Origin of the sequence: Sodalis ligni (assembly GCF_016865525.2) — a bacterium.
In the GTDB taxonomy this organism is placed as follows: domain Bacteria; phylum Pseudomonadota; class Gammaproteobacteria; order Enterobacterales; family Enterobacteriaceae; genus Acerihabitans; species Acerihabitans ligni.
This window is the reverse complement of record NZ_CP075169.1, coordinates 3,614,714-3,631,808: the sequence shown is the minus strand read 5'-3', so window position 1 is coordinate 3,631,808 and position 17,095 is coordinate 3,614,714. Positions and strand designations below refer to the sequence as shown.

20 protein-coding genes and 4 pseudogenes are annotated in these 17,095 nt (G+C 49.1%); 8 read left to right on the top strand and 16 right to left on the bottom strand.

Annotated features, from left to right (window positions below; all coding sequences use genetic code 11):
- Positions 1 to 363 precede the first annotated feature (363 nt).
- The 8 genes and pseudogenes from GTU79_RS16935 to GTU79_RS16900 form a co-directional block, all read right to left on the bottom strand.
- Positions 364 to 615, bottom strand: a complete 252-nt coding sequence (locus tag GTU79_RS16935) for a hypothetical protein (RefSeq protein WP_214514163.1) — start codon at positions 613 to 615, stop codon at positions 364 to 366.
- A gap of 21 nt (positions 616 to 636) precedes the next feature.
- Positions 637 to 935, bottom strand: a pseudogene (locus tag GTU79_RS16930) (TrbM/KikA/MpfK family conjugal transfer protein); the annotation flags it as partial.
- Between the two features lie 77 nt (positions 936 to 1,012).
- Positions 1,013 to 1,225 carry a cag pathogenicity island Cag12 family protein gene (locus tag GTU79_RS30500; RefSeq protein ID WP_253073669.1) on the bottom strand — a complete coding sequence of 71 codons (213 nt, stop codon included), beginning with the start codon at positions 1,223 to 1,225 and terminating at the stop codon, positions 1,013 to 1,015.
- Positions 1,226 to 1,399: 174 nt separating this feature from the next.
- On the bottom strand, positions 1,400 to 2,428 hold the full coding sequence (gene virB11, locus GTU79_RS16920) for a P-type DNA transfer ATPase VirB11 (protein ID WP_214513174.1): 1,029 nt from the start codon (positions 2,426 to 2,428) through the stop codon (positions 1,400 to 1,402).
- Positions 2,418 to 3,662, bottom strand: a complete 1,245-nt coding sequence (gene virB10, locus GTU79_RS16915) for a VirB10/TraB/TrbI family type IV secretion system protein (protein ID WP_203521103.1) — start codon at positions 3,660 to 3,662, stop codon at positions 2,418 to 2,420. The genes virB11 and virB10 overlap by 11 nt, the downstream gene beginning before the upstream one ends.
- A complete protein-coding gene (gene virB9 / locus GTU79_RS16910; RefSeq protein ID WP_203521104.1) occupies positions 3,659 to 4,552 on the bottom strand; it encodes a P-type conjugative transfer protein VirB9 in 894 nt (297 codons plus the stop codon). The genes virB10 and virB9 overlap by 4 nt, the downstream gene beginning before the upstream one ends.
- Positions 4,549 to 5,232, bottom strand: a complete 684-nt coding sequence (locus tag GTU79_RS16905) for a VirB8 family type IV secretion system protein (RefSeq protein ID WP_203521105.1) — start codon at positions 5,230 to 5,232, stop codon at positions 4,549 to 4,551. The genes virB9 and GTU79_RS16905 overlap by 4 nt, the downstream gene beginning before the upstream one ends.
- Complete coding sequence (locus tag GTU79_RS16900) at positions 5,225 to 5,365, bottom strand: hypothetical protein (protein WP_203521106.1); 141 nt, start codon at positions 5,363 to 5,365, stop codon at positions 5,225 to 5,227. Before GTU79_RS16900 ends, GTU79_RS16905 begins: the two co-directional genes overlap by 8 nt.
- Positions 5,366 to 5,977: 612 nt before the next feature.
- On the opposite strand from GTU79_RS16900, the gene GTU79_RS16895 reads away from it, so the two are divergent.
- The 8 genes from GTU79_RS16895 (at position 5,978) to GTU79_RS16870 (ending at position 9,409) form a co-directional block, all read left to right on the top strand.
- Complete coding sequence (locus tag GTU79_RS16895) at positions 5,978 to 6,556, top strand: nucleotidyltransferase domain-containing protein (RefSeq protein WP_203521107.1); 579 nt, start codon at positions 5,978 to 5,980, stop codon at positions 6,554 to 6,556.
- 27 nt (positions 6,557 to 6,583) lie between these two features.
- The gene (locus tag GTU79_RS31850) at positions 6,584 to 6,844 is read left to right on the top strand and encodes a nucleotidyltransferase-like protein (protein ID WP_476749673.1); all 261 of its coding nucleotides are present in this window, start codon (positions 6,584 to 6,586) and stop codon (positions 6,842 to 6,844) included.
- 4 nt (positions 6,845 to 6,848) lie between these two features.
- Positions 6,849 to 7,187 carry a hypothetical protein gene (locus GTU79_RS16890; protein ID WP_214513173.1) on the top strand — a complete coding sequence of 113 codons (339 nt, stop codon included), beginning with the start codon at positions 6,849 to 6,851 and terminating at the stop codon, positions 7,185 to 7,187.
- A gap of 535 nt (positions 7,188 to 7,722) precedes the next feature.
- Positions 7,723 to 7,851 carry a hypothetical protein gene (locus GTU79_RS31845; RefSeq protein WP_476749672.1) on the top strand — a complete coding sequence of 43 codons (129 nt, stop codon included), beginning with the start codon at positions 7,723 to 7,725 and terminating at the stop codon, positions 7,849 to 7,851.
- A 14-nt stretch (positions 7,852 to 7,865) separates the two neighbouring features.
- Positions 7,866 to 8,060: a RipA family octameric membrane protein gene (locus GTU79_RS31840; protein WP_476749671.1), complete on the top strand. Its 195-nt coding sequence runs from the start codon at positions 7,866 to 7,868 to the stop codon at positions 8,058 to 8,060.
- 340 nt (positions 8,061 to 8,400) lie between these two features.
- Entirely contained in the window at positions 8,401 to 8,730 is a 330-nt protein-coding gene (locus tag GTU79_RS16880) for a hypothetical protein (RefSeq protein WP_214513171.1), read from the top strand.
- Complete coding sequence (locus GTU79_RS31460; protein WP_214514162.1) at positions 8,715 to 9,059, top strand: hypothetical protein; 345 nt, start codon at positions 8,715 to 8,717, stop codon at positions 9,057 to 9,059. Before GTU79_RS16880 ends, GTU79_RS31460 begins: the two co-directional genes overlap by 16 nt.
- A gap of 47 nt (positions 9,060 to 9,106) precedes the next feature.
- Positions 9,107 to 9,409 carry a hypothetical protein gene (locus GTU79_RS16870; protein ID WP_214513170.1) on the top strand — a complete coding sequence of 101 codons (303 nt, stop codon included), beginning with the start codon at positions 9,107 to 9,109 and terminating at the stop codon, positions 9,407 to 9,409.
- A gap of 145 nt (positions 9,410 to 9,554) precedes the next feature.
- Here the strand turns inward: GTU79_RS16870 and GTU79_RS16865 are convergent.
- The 8 genes and pseudogenes from GTU79_RS16865 to GTU79_RS16830 all read right to left on the bottom strand — a co-directional run bounded on the left by GTU79_RS16865 (position 9,555) and on the right by GTU79_RS16830 (position 17,078).
- Positions 9,555 to 10,593 (bottom strand): annotated as a pseudogene (locus GTU79_RS16865) (TrbL/VirB6 family protein).
- A gap of 10 nt (positions 10,594 to 10,603) precedes the next feature.
- A complete protein-coding gene (locus GTU79_RS16860; RefSeq protein ID WP_203521113.1) occupies positions 10,604 to 10,828 on the bottom strand; it encodes an EexN family lipoprotein in 225 nt (74 codons plus the stop codon).
- A gap of 10 nt (positions 10,829 to 10,838) precedes the next feature.
- The gene (locus tag GTU79_RS16855) at positions 10,839 to 11,555 is read right to left on the bottom strand and encodes a TrbJ/VirB5 family protein (RefSeq protein ID WP_203521114.1); all 717 of its coding nucleotides are present in this window, start codon (positions 11,553 to 11,555) and stop codon (positions 10,839 to 10,841) included.
- A 23-nt stretch (positions 11,556 to 11,578) separates the two neighbouring features.
- On the bottom strand, positions 11,579 to 14,323 hold the full coding sequence (locus tag GTU79_RS16850) for a VirB4 family type IV secretion/conjugal transfer ATPase (RefSeq protein ID WP_214513169.1): 2,745 nt from the start codon (positions 14,321 to 14,323) through the stop codon (positions 11,579 to 11,581).
- Between the two features lie 9 nt (positions 14,324 to 14,332).
- Positions 14,333 to 14,614 carry a TrbC/VirB2 family protein gene (locus GTU79_RS16845; RefSeq protein WP_136157281.1) on the bottom strand — a complete coding sequence of 94 codons (282 nt, stop codon included), beginning with the start codon at positions 14,612 to 14,614 and terminating at the stop codon, positions 14,333 to 14,335.
- Positions 14,611 to 15,276: a lytic transglycosylase domain-containing protein gene (locus GTU79_RS16840; protein ID WP_203521116.1), complete on the bottom strand. Its 666-nt coding sequence runs from the start codon at positions 15,274 to 15,276 to the stop codon at positions 14,611 to 14,613. The genes GTU79_RS16845 and GTU79_RS16840 overlap by 4 nt, the downstream gene beginning before the upstream one ends.
- A 104-nt stretch (positions 15,277 to 15,380) precedes the next feature.
- A pseudogene (locus GTU79_RS16835) lies at positions 15,381 to 15,601 on the bottom strand (hypothetical protein).
- 444 nt (positions 15,602 to 16,045) lie between these two features.
- Positions 16,046 to 17,078 (bottom strand): annotated as a pseudogene (locus tag GTU79_RS16830) (IS630 family transposase).
- Positions 17,079 to 17,095: the final 17 nt, after the last annotated feature.

Here is a 17,095-nt window from a genome sequence, read left to right as displayed (position 1 = left end):
TATTCGGCTCCCCCCGGCCAGCTCGGTTCCCCTGGGGGTGAACGCTCGCCGGTGGGTTCGGGCGACGCAAATTAGCAATTTCTTCGAAATTGAATTTACTCACCTCGCGCCACTTTTTAATTCCTGCTGGTCGCAGGAATTAAAAAGCCTTAACCCCACCACGCCCTGCGCCGGACTCGCCCAAATTACTGCGTAATTTTCCCCGCCCTTTGGGTGGCTGTCGCCATCCTTTGCTAAAATCATTCCGGATATTTTGGTCTGTATTGATGGGCTGGGTTTCTTTACTGTAAATATATCCCCGTTCTCTCCTTAATATTCGTTATTGCGGATCTCAGCCAGCGTTTCCTGATAATTCTGATAGTTTTATTCAACACTTGTTTTATTCAGATTAAATCCGCGTTTGGCTGCTTCTTGTTTGATTAACAGCCTGTCATTGGCATTCATGGTATTCAGCAGATTAAGTAACTGGCATATTACGCGGTAATGATAAATTTCGTAATAAAGACCGCATCCGCGCATGGCTTCGTCTTCAATACGCTGAATCACGCTAGTAACGCATATAGAATCTCCCTGTTGATTTGACCAGGGATGTTGTATAAATCCGGGCTTTGCCATTTTAGTCATCCTTCTAAATTGGCCGCGCACTCGGCCAAATTTATTGATTATCTGGCTGATAATTGCCGGATCGGCTGCTCCACAGTCGAGCAGAAATGCCTCGCGGGCATCAGCGGTGTGGTTGGGCAGAAAACCGTGTTTGTTCTTTTCACGATGTTAAAGAAAGCCCGCTCGGCAGAGCTGCATTCTTTTCCTCCACCGTTTCCCGTCGTTTTACCGTACATACATAAAACGACTTCACAGGCATCAGTGGCCATCACAGGAGATGACAATAAGGAAGCAATACAGAGAAAAAATGCAGGTAGCATGATCGATTTCATGTTAATGACCTTTGGTTGAAAATGAGCTATTGAATTGACAGGAGGGGTTATCTGGATAAGCTGGGGTGTAAATAGTGTTACCGATAAAACTTAATTTCGGTTGTATTGCAGGTCAGGCAATTATTCAGTTTTGGCTGGAAAGAAATGACACCGGAGTAACCGTTATTTCGTAGCCAGTCTTTCGCCCTGAAATAACGTTCACCATCCGGTGCCTTAACGATAACCTGATTGGAATGTACAACGGCATACCAGACATCGGGCGGGTAAACCGCATCAGGGTTGAAGACCATTTTATTGACCAGTGTCCCTCGACTGTGGAAGATGGCAAAATAACCCGGTTCTCTGACCATTGGGGAAGTGTCGTATTCATTTCCACGCCGGGTTTATCCCATTCGGGCTGCACAGGCTCCGGTGGGGATGAACAGCCAGAAAGGATAACTATCATCGCGCTGGTTAAAAACAGGTCAATCGTTCGCATCGTTGAAGGTCTCCTTCATTCTATCCAGGTGAAGATATTTGTAATAGATATCGCCAATCCGGCGGATATCGCCGTGAATATCAATACTGACGATAATATCTACGCTTTTAAGCACCTTGCGCAGCAGTACCGCAAACGGAATATTCTGGCAATCAGAGTTTTCAAAACAGCGGTCAATAATGCCTTCAATACAGTCTTCCGGGCTGCCCGCGTGCATCGAGGTGATAAGTCCTTCATGACCGGAACCGACGATTTTTAGCGCGTCCCAGGCTTCCCGTCCACGAATTTCCGCCAGCAGAATGCGGTCCGGGTTCATCCGGTAATTAGCCCGGATAAGCCTGCCGGGTGTGACGATGGCGTCCTCCCCGGCATCCGCCGGATAAAACAGATGAACATAATTGGCGTGGCGGTAAAACCGGATTTCGGGGTTGTCTTCAATGGTGATGAGTCTTAGGTGTTGCGGTATATAATGCAGCAGGGTTTTCATATAGGTGGTTTTGCCGGAGCCGGTTTCACCCACAATAAATATTGTCCTGCCATACTCAACGGCCTTTTCAATAAAGCGGGGAATATCCCAGCTGGTATAATATCGAGCCAGTTCATCGTCCTTACTTTCAGTCCGCTCCTTACCCGTCACCCGGTTATAAAAACCGGCATCAATCCATGACTGATGCGTTTTCTGTTCGAATGACGGTTTGCGCAGCGTGATGGAAACCGTATCACGCTCACAGGCCGGGGGAATAATAGTCTGGATACGCTCACCGGAACCCAGCGTGGCGGAGAGGATGGGCGACGTATCATCCACGTTGTCCTCATTCCATGATGCCAGCGCTTTGGCAAAAGCGTAGCACTGGCGCAGCGTGACCGGGGCGTCGTGCCGTTGCCATTTTCCGCGAATTTTGGTGTGGATCTCGCCGGGACGGTTAATGGCGATGTCGGTCAGACCCTCCAGCGGGAGAAAATCACCGAAAAGCTGATTTTTCATAAAATCAAGAGACAGGTTTTCAGTCGTCATACGCCCCTCTCTGTTTCATGCGCAGTTGATAAACGGAAGAGAAATCAATATCGGTGCCGGTCATGATGCTGATAACATCGCCCTGGTTCAGATACATCGTGGGCGGAATGTTGACGCTGTTCTCCAGCGTCGTTTTCGCCATTTCCGACGCGGCGGCGCGGGTGTTTTCGGTATAGTCGGTGTTGCGATCTTTTCCCGGTGCTGAATCCGCCGCCGCTGCGGCTACATCCTGCACCGTACTCAGCATCAGGGCATTACCGAAACGCTCCCAGAAGTGAGTATTAATCCAGCCCGATATACCCGCCTCACCCAGCGGGCCGGTGGCCCCGGTATCCGTGAGTGGAATTTGCAGGCTGCCGGGCTCCGGCGTGCGTAACTCCGTCCAGATGACAAACATCCGGCTGCGTCCGTGTTGCAACGCCCCGGCACGGTACACGCCCCTAGCAACGCTGCCCGACGGGATCAGCTTTACATGGTTGCTGGCGCTGTAGACATCCTCGCTGATAAGGCACGAAATCGCGCCGCCCACATCGGAGACAAACCGCCGCATCATTGAACAGGGGATATAGCGGTCAACCGGGATATAGAGATCGGGATCGAGGTTCAGCCGCCTGACGCCGGTGACCTTAGCCACCCCCGGATTGTCATTGTTGCCATTAGTAAGGGAGGAGGTTGCCGGACCGCCGGTCGCTCCCGCGTTGTCGCGCGGTTCGCTTCGGGTGGTTCGCGTGTTGCCTCGCTGCGTGGTCCCGGTGTTGTTACTCAGCCCGTCAGCCAGCGCCGACGCCTTGTTCAGCGCGGGCAATGCCGGAGGGGAGGATGGCGCGGTGATTTGCGCCTGGCCCTTGTCCGCCGCTATTTCCGGCTTGTTCTGTTTCTGTCCGAATAGACCGAACGGGTTATTATCCATGCCGAGGTTGGTACGTGTATGTTGTTTAGCGCTGGTTGAAGGCGGAGGCGCGGTGTCGGCTTCCTTTTCGTCTTTGTTTTTCAGCGCCCAGAGCAAGCGATCGCCGCCGAGCGCCAGTGCAATCAGTAAGCCCAGGCTAACCAGGCAGACCAGCAGCGTCCGGCGACCGGATGATTTTCGAAAGCGGGTCACTTCAGGCTGACCGGGCGGGGTTTTTTGTTCCGACCCCGGGCTCGCCATCGCCAACCGGGCACGTTCGCGGGCTTCTGACTCCAGTTCTGCCGTGGTTTTTTGCGCTTCTTCCGGGGTAAGTTGGTCTGTCATTTGGCCTCCAGCGTGACGGCGGATGACACGGTGTCGCCACCGGCGACCGTGGCTTGCCCGTATGCCGCGTTTTCAATCCCTACCACGGCAGTGCCGTAGCGCAATACCAGGCGCGGCGACAACGTCCGTACCACCATCACGGTGTAATTGCCCTGGCCGACAATTCGGGGCGTGACTGCTTGTTCCTGACCGTTAACGACCAGAAACGCAGAGGGAAGGATTTTGACGGGTGAAAAGCCGATATAGGTAAAGCGGCCATCATCGTAAGTGAAGTCCGGCGCTATGGATGCCGAGCCTGCCGCCACCCGTTTGGTATAGCGCCAGTTGCGTGGTGTGGTGGCCTGTTTGAATGCCGTTGCTATCTGCTGCTTTTCCTGCGTTTCGCGCAGCATTTTCAACCGGGTCGCGCTGGCAGCATCTGATTGCCGGCGGACCTCTTCCGGATAGTGATAACGGATAACGAAAGCCTGCGAGGGCGAGTCGTTATCCAGTACGTTCAGCTCCAGGCTATAATCGCGTTTTGACGTCACGACAAAGAGATTGGTTTTCCAGTCTTTCGCGGTCGGCAGAAAGACCTGACTGACGTTATTGCCGCTGGCATCCGTCACCGGCTGGGTAATGGGGTTCGGGCTGACGCCCACCCGGTTATCGCTGCGGGTCACCGTCCAGCCTTTGGGAAAGCCCGCCTGCGCATCAATAACCTCCTCATCATCGTCGAACAGCAGCGTGGTGACGTAGCCGGGTCGGGTATTGACGACCGTGGCGTTCTGGCCGTTGTAAACGACGTTCTGCATCCGGCTGTCCCAGGCACTTCCACGCGGCATGGCGGCCCCCCAGGCCACGTATGACGCCAGGATAAGGGTAAGGCCCAGACTATTTTTCAGCATCATTCAGTCCTCAGTTCTTTATCGCGCTGGTAGCTGGTGACGATGAAACCCATCGGGTTCACTTCGCGCTGGCTGTCGGTGAGTTGTTTGCGTGGGAGGTAGCGGTACGTCAGGCGGATATTCCAGACATCCGTTTTGACCGAGTTATCCGCAATGCGGCGTATGGTGCGTCTGATGCGCAATGTTGCCAGATGGTCGGGCGATGTCGCGGGGGCATGGACGTTCGAAATAATGTCGATATACACGACATATTCCGCTTTATTGAAAATGACATCCGGGGCCTGGTCGCTGTTAAACCCGTCCAGATACTCTTTATTCACGCTGTCGCTATTAAATAACTGCACATCGTCATAATCACGCTGGAGCGAAAAATAGTTATACCCTTCGCGAAGCTTGACGTAGTTTGCTGCTAAGGCATGCGCCAACGATTCTTCAGAAGAAATATCCCGCTCTTTTATGCGAGTCATATAGTCATAACGCCCGGTCTGTTTATCCACCGACCACAACTCAATCTCAGTGGCTTTCAGCGGCAACAGGATAATCAGGGCCGCAATGGTCATTGCGGCCAGGATGAATCCGACCGCCGCCATCAACCAGGCGACTTTCCTGGCGCGCTCATCCTTTTCCAGAATAACGGCTTCAAAGGTTCGGGATGACGCAAGGACTTTTTCTGCTTCAGACATGTTTTGTCAACTCCTGAATGATGGCCGGAGTGTTCACCGGTTGAGGATCGCCGGATACCGGCGGAAGGGTGACGTTATGCTGTGTGCAGCCCATGAGCGCGCACAGCATCAGAAGGAAGATGCTGAGTTTCATATCAGGCCCTTTATTTAACGGATGCAGTGGTTTCAGTGTTATCGCCACGACGCGCTACGAATGCGGATGTGATGAGCGGGGAAGAGATTTGGTGTTAACAAAGTTTCTAGTTGCGAGCTTAAATCCAATCTGAAAGTCGGCACCGTGCCCCGGCTGTGTGAAAAACCTGACCAGAAACTGAAGTGCGCGCGTCTACGCAAAATCTGAAATTGATCAACTGGTTTAGTAGATCCTAATTATACGCATGAGTGCGGTTTTCAGCTCTGTTTTAGGCAGTTTCTGCGACCAAAAACGTTTTCACACAGCTTGTGCAAAAGCGGACGTTCTCGAATATATAAATTAATTATCATGTTGCTGTTTTAGTCGCAGGAATGTTAAATAAAGTACTGGCTAAATTAACAGTTAAAGTGACTTATAAAAAATTTTACACCTGTGTACGGATTGTATGGAGCTTGTTGAACTAAATTTCATGATTTCAAAATAATCTATTGAAATAGAGGTGGTTCAGCATTAATTTAGAATGAGTGAAAATCACGAAAGAAGGTAAGGATACTTTCGACTTGCGGGCATAGTTACCTTTTATTAAATTGTTAGCGTTTTCAAGGAAAAACAATGAGTCTGGAAGCTAAATTGTCTGGATGGACAGGTCCTTCGAGTGACACTGAACAGAGCAAACAGGATAGAACGGAACGGATGATTCGCCAAGCGATCGCTTCACACGAACCATTCAATAATTGCTCTTTAAAGATTTATGCGAAAGGCTCATATGCCAATAATACCAATGTGCGTTCAGACAGCGATGTAGATATAGCGGTTGAGTGTGCAGAGGCCCTGTATTGGGACGAGTCTGAGAAGGGGAATCGTACATCTGGTGAGCCCTATGAGGGAGTTTGGACTCCGGCAAAGCTTAAAATCGAGCTTATTTCTGCCATGGAAGCAAAATTTCCCGGTCAAGTTGATTCTACGGGCTCTACTGCTATACAAATAAATTCTAGCTCGGCTCGGATAGATGCTGATGTCGTGCCATGTTTTAGCTATCAGTATTACATGAAAAGCGAAACTAGAGACGGAACAAAAATATTTAAGACTGATGGCAGTAGCATTGTTAATTATCCTGCCCAACAAATAGAAAACGGAACAGCTAAGAATAACCGAACTGGTTATGCCTATAAAAAGGAGCTCGCCTATTAAAGCGTATTGAGAACGCAATGGCAGAAGATGGATCATTTCGTGAATTGCCCTCTTTTTATGGAGTGCTTAGCCTACAATTGTCCAGACAGTGTGTTTACTCTTTCAACTTGGACAGAATGTCTCCGAGCTATGCTTTTCCATATTTGGAATTCTCTCCAAGGTGATGAGCCAGACTCTGGTCGCTGGGTAGAAGTAAATGAATGCTTTTACTTATTTCATTCGAATCAAAATGGACTCGAGAGGATGGCCGTGGATTTGCTAAAGCGGCATGGAACTACTTTGGATTGAAATAATGAGTAACGTGACACTTAAAAGTTCTCTGTATCTTTTAGTTGGAATATCAGCCGCCTCTTGGTTTTCGCTCGCCTACTTTAATGGGCTGGATTTATCAAAGGTCAAGGACTTCTTTGGGCTTGTTCCAAAGGTAGTGAGTATAGATATTTTAGTTGTGGCCGCATTCATTAAATGGGTATGGAAATTTAAAATATTTAGAGGCTGGCTTGTTCCTTTTCCCAATTTAAATGGAAGCTGGGTGGGTTTTATATATTCAGATTGGAAAACCCGAAGACGGGAGAAAACCACCGCCTATACCCGTAATGCTCACAGTGAACCAATCCTTCTTCCACATTAGCTGCGTGATGCGTACGAGTGAAATGGAAAGCTCCTCGTATTCTGAGGGCTTTCTTATCGACCCTGAACGGCAGGTTAAAATATCGCGTACTCCTATGCTAGCGAGCCCAGACTAAGTTTGAACGAGCGAAGCATTCCACATGATGGAACAGCGATATTCAAGATCATTGAGAAACCAAAACAAAAACTAATAGGCAGATATTGGACGGAAAGATTAACAAAGGGAAATAATTCTTCAATACTACTCAAAAGAAGTACTTGAAGATCTTCCAGTAGATTTGGGTGCGCATCCCGTGACAGAAAATGAAAATAGGCGCTGATAAAGGATTGTTAACGGACAAATTTTCCTCTTTGCTTTAAAGCACAATATTAGGGTAAAAACATATGAAGATTATTGAATATTTATATTCAAATAAACCATCTGAACTCACTGAGCTCAGCAAAGAAGAATATATGGCTCAATTGGTAGATATACCCCACCAAATGGCTGAAAAAGCTTTTGAAAAGCATGGGCTACTCGAAATTTCGAAATTGAAATGTATTGGAAAAGGGCAACATACTTTTGGGCTTTCATTGCTAGTACATTTGTTGGTTATTTTGCTCTGACTTCTTCTGCAAATTATACCAAGTATGATCAGTTTAATCATGTTGAAGTGTATTTTTAATATGTATAGGTTTTGTGTTGTCTTTAGCTTGGCATTTTACTAATTTAGGTAGCAAATCGTGGCAGCGACACTGGGAAGTTCATGTAGATCTACTTGAAGATGCTTTTACCGGCCCTTTATATAAAACAGTTCATCATCAACGAACCTACTCTGTTTCTAAAATAAATGAAATCGTAAGTTTTGTCTTTGTTCTTATTTGGTTTTACTAGGTTTGAAGTATTTACTTGACCAAGGTCTTATCCGACCTGTTAGTGAAACTAATTCTATTAATTGGTTTGTGGCGGTCAGTTCGATAATTTCTATATTTGTAGTTATTTCAATGATTTTTGGTCATGGCCGAGGCCGTTTTGGCTCAAGGCCGCTAACAATGTATCGACGCAGCGTTACTTATGGAAAAATAGAACCTATTAAACAAAACAAGTTAGGTTCCGAAGATGGCGCTTCTAATTAAATTACTAAATTCCAAACGAACATAGCGAAAATTTTGGGGATCATGATGTTCGAAAGCAGACTTATTGAAGTATTGCGCTCCAAAATGTCCCGGAAGGGTTGATAAATGAGGTTATCGATTCTGGCTACACAATTAGGGACATTGCAGACCCATTCTCAGGTAAAACTTGGGCGATGGTAAGCGACAAAATGTTCGGCAGTAAACAGTCATCTGGTTTATTTGATGTTGATGATTTTGTTGAGTATATTCAAGGTAATAATATCTTCCCTAATCTATCTGAATTTTCGGAGTATTCAGCAAGAAATTATGATGATATAGCTAACATTCTTTCTGATCCAAGGCGGCAGCGCTATATAAATGAAGGAAAGTTTCATTTCGTGGTCAAACATCGGAATATACCTATAAGAGGAAGATTTCTAGCCCTGTAAGATCAGATAAAGATGGAAGGAAATTTCTATATTCCCTGGATTATATAGACAAAGAGGGAATATATTCTTTCAATGTTAATCAGGAGGAAGAGAGAAGTTTCCTGAGATTCCTTCATGAGCTTGAGCCCAACAACCCCAATGTTTATCTAGACAGTCGATACTCATACGACATCATGCGTGTGGAGCAGCATTATGCCACACAAACAACTGGCTTAGATATATCATTTGATGTTGAAACAGCCATATTCTTTGCTACCTATAAACTTAAATTTAACTCGTCTGGTCTGGCTTATCACACTAGAATAAAAAGGGTGATCATAAGGGTGTAATCTATGGATTTTGCTTTAGAGACCCACTTGTTAAGAAAACAGAGTTCTTGATTGAAGGATTTGACTTATTCAAAACATACAATCCAGTGAGGGTCCTAAGACAAAATTGTGGGTTACCGATATTTGGAGAATATGAGCGCAATATTGCAATTACAGATCTCGATTTCATCATCCACCTCGATAAAGATTTTGACTATGAAGGTAAGAGAGAGCCAAACTATATGTTTCCAAATACTGGAGAAGATCGGTTTTATGGAAAGCTTCTTGAGCTGAAAGACAAATATCCAGATTTGTTGTCTAATATATTAGAATATGAAGGAAGTCGGGTTAAAGTTGAAAACAATGTCTAATAAGTTAAAGTCCCTAGTCGCAGCAATGCTGCGCCAGTGTTTGAGTGGCTAATGTCCACTTCACGTTCTTAGCAGCCTGTCAGATCTAATCATGCTCTGCTATTGGAAAGTTTCGGGTTATGTGGTGGCTTAATCCAGATAGCGGTTAGCGGTTACGCTGCTGATTAAAACGTTTCATATTCTTGATGGCGGCGACGCGTTTTTGCCATGCAGAGATGGTTTTTCCGCTGCCAACGGCAATGAGTCTGCCTGCGGCTGTCGCCGCCATAACACTCCCTTTAGTCGCCAGCCGGGCACCTGCTGCTCCGGACTTCATGCCGGGTCTGACCGCATCAGTAGACTTACTGACCAGCCCGCTCAGTCCACTCATGGCGGCGCCCTGTAATGCAGCCTGAACGGCTGCTCCACCTAACGCGCTGGCGATTTTCGCTGAAAACCAGATGATGACACCTGAGATAACACCGGCAACACAGCACTGGACGCCGAGCGTGATAATGTTGGCGTTGTCCGCGAAATTAACCGCCTTATCTAATATTCCATTCAGATAATTAATAACGATCCTTATCGACAATGCTGAAAACATCACCGTCAGAATGACTGTAAATAGAATTTTCAACCAGTTGTTGAACATGGGGATCAGGAATCCATACAGCAGACAGAAGATGAAGAGTGGCGCAGTCGTCGTCATTAACACTATTGTAAGTTCTGCTAAAGGTTCACGGCGGAGCCAAATAGCAGGGTGACGAGCGCGCCACCCCAGACCAGGAGCTCTGCAAATCCTCCATTGAGTTTCACATAGGTTGAATCATCCTGCTGATAAAGTTTCTGCCCAATGGTTTGTGCTTTTCCCAGACGGTATCCAGTAATGCCCAGACATTATCGTCGCCGCTGACGCCATCTTTTAAGCCGTTAATCGCGGAAATAGCTAAATCAAGCCAGCCGCCAAGATTCAGGACGAATGTCATGATTAACAGCATTCGCCCGACATCCCACGCGACATTTTCTACTGGAGTATGAAGCTTACCGGCCAGGGTCTGATAACCCCGATAAGTGATAAACAATGTGAACGAACTGACGGTTATAACGCTTATCATATTGCCGTACACAGAAGTTTGCCCGGCTAATACGGCATTTAAACCGTCAGTGACAGTCTTGTCCATTCCGACAAACATACCACCTGACATAGATCCCCCTTTAATTTAGATCGGGAACTTTGGCATTATCCTGACGGAGTTCGAATCGGGCTTCACGTGCATTTCGGCAATCTTGAGAATCATTGCCGGACGATTCGCACACCTTATATTGCTGGTTCATTTCATCCGGATGTTCTTTGTACCATTGCTTTGATTTCGGGTTATCACATCCCGTCATCGATAACGCACCAAAAATAATCGGGAAAATGCAAAAAGACGTTTTCATTTTTACCCTCTCAGTTATTAAAATCAGGAACGGGCGCAGCGAGTTGCTGTTCATTGAAGGCTTTTTGCCGCTGCTGAGCCAGGAGGGCCGCACGCTGCTCTGACTGTTTGACAGACATTTCCCACTGGCTGGTCAGCGCATTTAATTGTACGCTTTTGGCCGCCACGGCGTTAGCCAGATCCTGTGACTCTTTCGAGTCCTGCGCATTGGTTATGCGGTCAGATAACTCTGATATATCGCTGAGTGTGCTGGTGATCCTGTTTTCCACATCGCTGGTGTTCTCAATGGACACCGCCTGATTGAGAACGATTTGTTTGCAGCTTGCCAGGTAATTTTGTGACGTGCTGGACTGATTGCAGACATCGAAAGATTTATATTTATTATATAGGCTCTGAAGTTCAGAGGAATATGAACCGTTCTGGTTGGTGAGCAGGTCATTCAGCGAAATGCCATTCTTGCGCAGCGCATCAATATCGGTTTTCAGGCTTCTGGCGTCGCTGAGGAAGCCCTGAATATCCCGTACGCCCGTCGCCGTGGCTAATTGCTGCTTATAGGCGTTAATCTCGCTTTTATAGTGCGTCACGGTTTCTTCCCATTGCTTGAGTTTTTCAGTCCACTGGGTAATGGATTCCGCATTCTGCACGGCATCGAAAACCGGTATTCCGGCGCTTATCGATGGGGCGGAAATAAACAACGATAACACCAGGATGCTATATCGGGTACGCATTGATTTTATCTCCGGTTTGAATGTTATATTGCCTGTTCAAGAAATGACGCTTTCCATTCCTCGGGCGTCATGCCGTCCTGATAAATGGCGTCGAATATTTTCAGGTTGTCTTCGCTCCCGCTCAGCAATTTGGTGATTTTCCCGACGCCCGACAGGTCCATTTTTGCCATCGACACAAAAGGTCGAGTTTCGCCGGCACGCAGGGGCGTTTTCAGTACCACCATATAGTGTTCGCCCGGATCAAGATTGCGCACGATGTCATATACGCTTTCCGGCACTTTCATTTTTTCCACGTAATCCGCATGGCTGGCCTTCGGGTTGGCGAGGAATAGTTGTGTGCCGCACTGCTCAATAATCGCCGGGGCGATGGGATGCTTAACGATTTCATCGGGCGACTGGGTGGCGGGGACAAAGATGCCGTTCAGTTTGCGGATAACCTTGAGCATATTAAGCGAGAACCGGGAAAACTCGACGTCGGCCAGCCACTTCCAAAACTCGTCCATAAACATCACCAGTCGCCGTCCGTCCAGCAGGCTGGTCACGCGGTACAGCAGGTAAAAGGTGCTGGGGCCGCGGATGTCGTCATCGTCCAGGAATTCCGTGCCGTCAATACCAAAATTATCAATGTCGCTAATGTTAAATGTGTCTTTCTCGTTATCAAATACCCAACCGAATTCGCCGCCCTGCGCCCATTGTTTCAATCGGATGCGTAGCCCGTTGGTCCGGGCGTCTTTGGTCGGCGACTCCGGCAGCACTTCCAGTAGCCGTGTAATCCCGTAACGACGGTATTCCGGTGGGTAGTCCAGCATGATGGTATCTACGGCGGTGCTGATACGCTCTTCGTCGCGTGGGTCGAGCGGCTTGCCGTTGCGGCGACACAGCATCCGTATAAGTCGTTTAATAAAACTGATGTTTCGCCGGTTCGGCGCCAGTGAAAACGGATTAAAGCCGGTGGGGACACCGGTGCGGATGCGAAAGTAACGCCCACCCATCTGACGTATCGACATCTCTGCTGCCCGGTCTTTGTCAAAAAAAACGGTGGTCAGTCGTTTAAGGGTGGCCGAAGCGGCAAATGTCGCCGGGTTCCGGTATTTCTGCATCAGTTGTTGCATCATCGTCATCAGCAGAGTCTTGCCTGACCCCGTTTTACCGATAATCGCCGTATTGCCCGGTGTTTTTTCGTTGAAATCATCCCGCCCGGCCTGACTGTCGTGCAGATTCAGGTAATAACCGCCGCCGCCCGGCGATGTCAGGATGGCGATGGCCTCGCCCCAGGGGTTGCCGTCCCGTTTGTGAGGATGGAAGTTATGCAGGCTCGCCATATCGGCATAGTTCTGGCTGCTGAGGGCAACCAGCCGAGGACGTAGTGTACGCCCCGGCAGTTGCGCGAGGTATGCGGCGGGTAACGACAGGGTGGACAGGGACGTCATGATGCCGAGGTCGGCAAAGGGCTGGGTCAGCGCGTTGGTGTCTTTTACCACCTGGTCGGCGCTGTCTGAGGATACCAGCAGGGAAAAGTGGTATTTCCCGCACGAGATATGCCCGGACTGGAGCAGGTCACGCAACACAATCAGTTCTTCGCGCTGCGAAAGGGCGTCATCATCCGCCGAGTTCAGTCGCTTTTCCGCCAGCCGGATGTGATTCTGCGCTTCATCCCGCGCCATGCAGGTGAAGGATTGCGTCAGTACATACTCGCTTTCGGCATACAACAGCGCATCCAGTAAACCCGTATGGGTTTGGGGCGAGTAGTCTTTGATTTCCAGGCTGCGGAAAAAACGGGAGCCGCCGACCGTCTGGCACTCGGCAGTATCGGTGCTAAAGAAGACATCCGGTGTGCTGAGCGTGTCGTAAAACGGTGAGCGGGTCACCGCGACCTTCTGCCATTTGCCGGTCATCAGGCGGTGATAAAACGCCAGTTGTGAGGAATACACCCGCCCGTTTTCTTCATAAACGCCTAATGGCGTTGCCATATGGCGGGACAGGGCGGATGTCAGCGCCTCATGATGCTCCAGCATCGCTTTCAGGGCGTCATCCAGTGCGGCGTGCCTTTTCCCGACAGGCTGCATCTTCATGGCCTTTTTCTCCAGCCGCGAGAACGGCGCATAACAGACGGTGAAAAACAGTCGGTGCCGCCAGAACGGCTTATCCTTTATCGGCCGGTAATAACGCTCTGAGACTTCGTCCGAAAAGGGAATACCCGAATGGGCCTCAAACGCATCCCGGTATTGCTCTCTTATGCGGTGAATATAGAAAGTGACCGGCAGCCCTTCATACGAACGAATAACATTGTTGAGATGGGTTGCCAGAAAGGTCAGGTGATGTTCATCCTCGCATTCAAATACGGCTCCAGCCAGCTCCCAGGTAGCAACCAGGTCGCCATGGCGATTCCTTATCACCTGGGGGTGAATATGAGAGGAATACGGAATGTATTTATCCAGCGTGATGCGCTCGTTTAGCTTCATCTTATGGGCGAACTCCGAAACATCGACGGCATCATAGCGATTAGCCAGGATGGCGTTCGCGCCGTAATGCCGGTTGGTGGCAAACCGGCCACGGGTTTTAAACGCCAGCCAGAGCAGACCGAAATAATGGATATCCGTTCGCGCTTTGGACTTCATTTCCATCCAGGCCGGAATAAGCAGCAACGCCAGGTAATAGCTGAGATAGACCGACAGCAGGACGATGGTCCCGCTGACGATAACGAACGGCACGAGGGGAATGCCCATGATGGCGGCGGGGCGCGTCAGCGCCTTGTTCAGCGTGGTCATTGGTTCCTCCTACGCCGCCCAGTACGCCCCGAAGCCCGAAGCGCCGACAATCAAGATGGCGCCAATAATGACGTTGCGCATGTCAGAAAGACTTTTGCCGTCGAAAAGCACCTTGTAGCCAATCCACATGGTGGCCAGCGTGATGGTGACGGCGGCCAGCCCCAGCAGGCCGGTGGAGGTGTTGCTCAGCGTATCGCTGGCTTTATCAAATCCGCTGTCCGCCGCCAGTACGCGGGAGGCGGGTAACAGGTAAGCGACCGCAGGCCAGTATTGACGTTTTTGCATGGTCATTTCTCCTCTTGGGAAACAGGGACGGGTAAATCGCCGCGAATAACGGCGTTGGGGTAGCGCAGGGATGCCTGTACTGGCGTGGAGTTGTCGGTAATCTCACCGCGCAGGACGGTGGCGGGATAACGCATCTCCGGCCCCGCTTTTACGGCGGCATGGCGTTGTTTATCATCCTGAGTCGACGGGACGATGTAGCCGATACGCTGCACATAGCTGGACTGGTTAAAAGCGGGTTCCTGCTGTTGGCCGGTATCGAAATTGCCGGAGTAGTAGCAACTGAGCGCGCGTTTCAGGGAGCCGCCACGCCGGTAACAGTCGGTGAGGATGCGCTCAAAGACGGAAAGATTGGTGCAGGGGTCAAGCAGGTCACCGGCGGTGACGCCGTAATGGCGAAAATTGGTGCTGGTGATTTGCATCAGCCCGACCGAATAGCGGCGTCCTTGAGTAGCCAATCGTCTGACGATACCGACGGCGTCCGCCTTGTTAGTGGGCAGATGAGAAATAACGCCTTTGCGGCCATGGAGGCGCTCATTCTTCGGCACAATCTCCGCGATGGCGTAAGGGTTAAAACCTGATTCGACGCGGGCGACATCGAACGACGTGGACGGATGAACACTGGCGGCGCACTGCATGGCCGCCGCCAGAAAGGCGGTGGGGGAAAGCATGGTGGCCTCGGTAAAGTCAGTCCGGCAATGCGTACAGCTATTTGAAGTCCTATGCCGGGTGAAGGAAGAAAAACGTAGGGATGTGGGGTGATCCTGTTCGGATGTTAGCCGGGCTGCATTTCCTGCGGGGTATCGTTATCGTCTCTGGGCTCAAGGAGGACCAGCTTGCCGGAGACGGCAATACCGGGTGTCAGCACAATGTTAAGACCGGGTTTGCCGTTATGGGCGAACGCCACGCCGACTTTCGTCCAGTACGTGGTTTTTCACCCTGCGGATCAGGCTGGCTTTCCTGGGTGACATACGCGAGATAGACGGGTTTTCGCATCTTATTTTCCTTGAATGAATAAACAGCAGTGGATTAAATAAATGGATCACATCCCGATCCTGCATTCCGGTTTCAACGGGTCAGCGAGGACATTCAGCGGCACTCTGAATTGTGGTTACGTGACAGCCCGACCCATGTTATTAAAGAGCGAATACCCGGCCCGGGCGAATGAATGTCCATAAGGCCTGCCAGCGAATGATGGCGTGGTCAGGGTGCGCTTTCTGATTCAGGCGGGTAACAGTAAAATCAAACGGGAAAATAAAAGAAAACAGTGGGGAATTAACGGTGTTTGAATTTGATTTAATACTTGAGTGAAGGGGTGTCTGAAATAGTCTGGCGGATTTATTTGTATTTTAATCAATTAAAACAGGCATAGTGATTTAGGCAGATAATAAAAAGCGTGCGGATAAGAATATCGCTCCGCACGCTAAATAACTGCGCCTATTACCGCTCCACTTTTGTTAGTCCAGGTTTGTTGCCTGGGAAAGGTGATGCGGTTTTCATAAATTGTCTGACATTTTTAGTAACTCCCACATTGTTTTACAGTGATGATTGCGGGTCACCGTTTCGTGTAATGCTAACCATAAGAGCTCTATTTTGTTCACCCATGGCGAGTAAATCGGCTGATAAATAAGAATAAATTTTGGATTCTTCTTCAACCACTTCAATGTCTTTTACTTTTGTGAATGATGTAATTATCGACAATAAGGGTGATCGTTTTGGCGCTGCGATACGTGCTTCTCAGCTGGCATAGCATATCGATGAACAAGCCTGAGTTTTACGTGTTCCACTCACGTAATCCACTCTGCCCGTTCCAGCATGCAGCGCACCTGCAAGGTAATGTTTTCATTTTACCCGGCGTAGGGATGCGTTTCTGCTGACCTTTTTTCTGCCAGTCCGCGCCGATTTTTGGGTTGAGATCGATATCAACTTCATCCTCGTAAAACACGGGATGTTCAGCACTGTTCTTTGCCAATGCCTCATCAATTGCAGCCAGCTTTTCTTCCCTGTGAGGATCCCGAATATGCAAGGTCGGAGCCGCTCTGCGCCAGACAATGCCGGCTCCTGGCAACCAACGGCGAAGTGAGCCAGGATGCAACGTAGAGTTAAATAACTTATTAATTTCAATCGTTAACATCTCGGTACTCCAGCGTGAGCGCAGATAGCCAAAATCTTGCGGGGAGCGCTGAACAAGCAAATTGAGCATTCGCAGCATGTCGTCGACAGGCCATTTTTTTTGACGGCCCGGTGGTAGACTTTTCAGGCCTTCAATACCAAATAACGTGAACCAATTAATCCAGCGTCCGACGGAAGAACGGGCGGCACATAGGGTTTTAGCAACGCAAGTCAGCGATTCACCCCGGTGCAACATCAACATGGCGATAAGGCGTCTGGCATGATTCTTATCTGCCGTTTTCTGGACAATTTTTTGCATCTGGCGTCGTTCATTTCTGGGTATGGGTGCTATGATCGGCATAACTCAGTCCGGTTGGT